Annotated in this window: 5 protein-coding genes; all 5 read right to left on the bottom strand. The window is 41.9% G+C overall.

The annotated features are described in order from the left end of the window. On the bottom strand, positions 1-1,394 hold a 1,394-nt coding region (locus K8S13_RS25500; protein WP_291466628.1), incomplete at its 3' end, for a thiamine pyrophosphate-binding protein. Positions 1,395-1,475: 81 nt separating this feature from the next. Next, complete coding sequence (locus K8S13_RS25495) at positions 1,476-2,312, bottom strand: SDR family NAD(P)-dependent oxidoreductase (protein ID WP_291466627.1); 837 nt, start codon at positions 2,310-2,312, stop codon at positions 1,476-1,478. Between the two features lie 21 nt (positions 2,313-2,333). After that, complete coding sequence (locus K8S13_RS25490) at positions 2,334-2,951, bottom strand: TetR/AcrR family transcriptional regulator (protein WP_291466625.1); 618 nt, start codon at positions 2,949-2,951, stop codon at positions 2,334-2,336. 186 nt (positions 2,952-3,137) lie between these two features. Beyond that, positions 3,138-3,983 carry an MBL fold metallo-hydrolase gene (locus K8S13_RS25485; protein ID WP_291466623.1) on the bottom strand — a complete coding sequence of 282 codons (846 nt, stop codon included), beginning with the start codon at positions 3,981-3,983 and terminating at the stop codon, positions 3,138-3,140. A 47-nt stretch (positions 3,984-4,030) separates the two neighbouring features. After that, on the bottom strand, positions 4,031-4,266 hold a 236-nt coding region (locus K8S13_RS25480), incomplete at its 5' end, for a YhbY family RNA-binding protein (RefSeq protein WP_291466622.1).

The following is a 4,266-nucleotide window of genomic DNA, read 5'->3' as shown; positions in this document are numbered from 1 at the left end:
TTTTTTCGTATGGCGGTTTCAAATTCCATGAAATTAAATCCCACAGATCCATCGCCGGTGATAAGGCATACCCGGCAGTCAGGATTCAAAATTTTAGCTGCATTTGCATAGGGCACCCCTACTGCCAGAGACCCAAAAACACCATAATCCAGATATCTTCCCGGATGGGTCATGGTTCGGGTCATTCCCATCCATGTGGTGGTATCGCCACCGTCTGCCACGACAATATCTGTCTTTTGGTTCATAAATTCATTGATTTCCCTGGCAAGACGCAACGGATGGATAGGTATGTTCTCAGACTGCCAGTCCTTTTGAGACATATCCTTGCCCTCCTTGTGGGCAGTGGAAAGCTTTTCAATCCAGGGGACAAATCTTGATGTTAAGTCCTTCCCAAGTCTACTATCAACAAGCTGATTGCATGCATAGAGGAACCCTTTTACATCACTGACAATAGGCAGGTCAATGGTTCTGTTCCTGCCGATTTCTTCGGGCTCAATATCCACCTGCACCATTTTTGCTGCCGGGTTAAAAATGTCACCGAATAAATAATAAAGACCAATCCGGGATCCGAGAACAATAATCAGGTCCGTCTCAATATAGGCGGCAAACCCACAGCCCGGACGTATAACAATCGACCCTTCAAAACATAAAGGGTGATCATCGGATACCACCCCCCGACCGGACAGGGAGGTAAACAATGGCATACCTGTTTTTTCAATAAATTCTTTCAGTTCAGCTTCAGCATGCGACTGCCAGACACCGGTTCCTGCAATTACCACCGGGTTTTTGGCATTTTGAATCATCTCAATTAATTGAGTAGCTTTTGCAGGATCGGCCGGATTTGAAACTACGTTTGTACTGGTATATTTTACCGCATCTTTTTGAACCGGTGTGTTTAATACATCAACGGGAAACTCAAGATAAACCGGTCCCGGCCTACCGCTCTGGGCAATCCTGAAGGCCATATCAACATATTCATTGATCCGTTCTGTTTTCTGGCAGACCAGAGTCTTCTTCACCATAGGTTTGATCACTGCCTCCTGGGGTATATCATGGAGATCCAGCTTTTCCTTGTTATCGAGCCCCACACAGCCTGCAATCAATATAAGGGGAGTGTTTGAAAAATGGGCGCTGGCGACCCCGGTCAACGCGTTGATGAATCCGGGACCTGCCGTTACCATGGCAACCCCTGGCTTTCGTGTCAGTTTGCCCCAGGCTTCCGCCATAAATGCGGCAGACTGTTCATGCCGGGTATCAAAAATTTTTACATCAGAGCCTTCAAGATACTGATAAATAGGTGTAATATGACCACCGCTCAACGAGAAAACAGTACCCACTTTTCTTTCAATCAAAGCCTGAGCAACCAGTTCTGCCCCTGTTATTGTTTCTGTCATATCTTTAAGTTCCCCCTTCTTTTTAAAAATAGTAAAAAAATTGTTATATTAACTATCTCTTTTCATATCAATCCGCAACTTTTACAATTCCATTAACTGACCCCCGCAAATATTCAATGCCTGACCCGTGACATAGGAAGATGCGCCCGATGCCAGGAACAAAGCCATGTCGGCAACTTCTTGCGGTAATCCGATCCGTCCTGCGGGAATGGTTTCACACATTTTTTGTTCCTGTTCCTCAACACTGGTATTAAAAAACTGCGCCTCCAGTCCAAACCGCCATTTTTCAAGATCCGTCATAATCTGTCCCGGACAGATGGCATTTACTCTGATATTAAGCCCTGCAAGCTCTTTGGCCATCACCTTGGTCAACATGATCACCCCTGCCTTGGATACAGAATAGGCCCCGTTGAAAAGTGCCGGAACCTTACCTGCCCGTGACGCAATATTGATGATATTCCCACCTTTTTCCTGCATCATGGGAACGATGGCTTTAGACATCCGGAACACACCATGAAGATTGACATCAATGGTTTTCATCCAGGCAGTTTCATCATAGGTGTGAATCCCATTGGGTACGCCAAATGTAGCCCCTGCATTGTTGCATAAAATATCCACACCATCAAATTTCTCCCGGATAGTCGACACCATATTCTGGATGGTCTCCATGTCGGTCACATCAACATTGACAACTAATGTATCTACATCGTACTCGTCTTGCAGCTCCTGACCGATCACCACCATATCATCCATGGAACCGGTTTTCACATCTGCATCCAGATCTTTTTCATTCCCATAATCTGCAATGATGATATCACAGCCTTTAGATGCAAATTTTTTAGCAATGGCATAGCCAATCCCGGTTTTTTTACCGGAGCCGGTTACCAGTGCTATTTTCCCTTTTAAATATTTATCCATTATCTTCCCCCTTAAAAATTTTTATTTAAGACTGTGAACAAGCTTTTGAACACTATAATCATAGAGCTGTTCATGGCTTTCATTTTCAAGAATAGTCCTTTCAAGCTTTTTAAAATGAATCAATCCATGGAGAGTCCCCCAGAACATGATTGAAAATTTGCCTGGATCTTCTTCATTAAAAAATCCCTGTTGAACCCCGTCAGCAACAATATCCCGAATCACCACCAGAAGTTTATGGCCTGACATATCAATTTGATTTTTCAGATTTGATTCAAAAAAAACGATTGGAGAAGACAAAAAATAATTAATAATATCAAAATAACTTTTTTGTTCTTCACTGAAATTGTAATAGGCCTTTGCAATCCGTGATAATTTTTCTTCATGATCAATATCTTTTTTAAAAATCTGAAGAATTGTGGAATAAAGAAGTGCCACACCCTCTTTTTGCAGTGCGATAAAAATCTGTTCTTTATTCTTATAATAAAAATAAATGGTACCGACACCCAGTTCTGCCTGTTTTGCAATTTTGCTGATAGAAATGCTATCGATCCCGGTGGAGAAGAGCAGTGTTCTGGCTGCATCCAGAATTTGATTTCTTCGCACTTGCTTTTCTAATGCTTTTCTTTCTTTTACTCCCATCGCCAACCCTTTTTAAATTTAGTTTTGGTGCTTTGGGAAACGTTCAAAAAATATTGATTCATTTTTCGAACGTCGTTCTATTATTGACATATATTCTAGAAATAGCTTTGTCAATAAATAATTTAATATTGTGAAAAACTGATAGATGATGGGTTGGGAAACAGCAATAAAAATATTCTGGGGGACCTACCCCGCCGTCTTAAGCTGATCCAGGTTTTTAACTAAATTTGCAGGTTGAAATTTTTTTGTTGTTTCATCAAATAAGAGTTTTGAGGCCGCATATGTATTGTCGTGGGTATAAAAAATCCATGCGTCATCTTTAAAAATACGTTGAAAAACCTGTTTTTTTTCATCAATCAAGCGTTCAGGAAACCGATCATATCCCATGGTAATGGGAAGATTGATCCAGGCATGACCCGGCGCGATATCCCCTGCAAAAAGCATTTTATGTCCCTGGGTTTGAATGTAGGACAATATCATTCCCGGTGTATGCCCATGGCTTTCAATGAATTCAATTTCAAGTTCACCAAAAATCAAGATATCTTTATCTTTTATAAGCTTTAGCCGGTTGCTCTCTTCAAGCAGGTTTGCAAGCCCGGGAATAAAGGAGGCCTTATCCCTCATATGCGGAGAACGTGACCGCTCAAAATTTGTTTTTCCTGCCATAAATTGTGCATTCGGAAAAAGAAGTTCGAGATCTTTCCGCCCCTCTTCCCATTCCTTTAAAAGGCCGCCTGCATGATCAAAATGAAGATGGGAAAGAATCACATGGGTGATATCTTCATGAGCCAGCCCTTTTTTGCCCAAAGATTCCAAAAGCACATGATGGCTTTCAACAATCTGAAACCTTTTTTTCATATCAGGAGACAGGTAGGCACCGGCACCTGTTTCAAACAAAATCCTATGGTCCGGCATTTCAATTAGAAGGGCTCTTGATCCGATAGTGATCATATTGCGATCATCAGGCTGCATCCAACGACTCCAGAGGGCTTTGGGGGCGTTGCCGAACATGGCGCCGCCATCAAGCTTCATATCGTTTCCTTTTAATGCTGAAAATCGCAACAATGATTTTCCCATAGTTACGATAACCTGATATGCTGTTTTTCCACATCAATATTTTGCCGGTACAAAATGGCAACATGGCCGATCATGCCTGCAATATGGGATTGAGTGGTTTTTGCAATCTCTTTTATCAAAGCATTTTTTTGATCTTTTTCTTTAAAATCGTTGAATTTTACTTTGATAAGCTCACTGGCTTCCAGGGCTTGGTCAATCTCTCCTATCAATGCCTCGGTAATGCCTTTCTGACCGACAA

It is taken from the genome of Desulfobacula sp. (genome assembly GCF_021107415.1).
The sequence above is the reverse complement of the archived record's forward strand: the minus strand, read 5'-3'. Positions and strand labels throughout refer to the sequence as shown.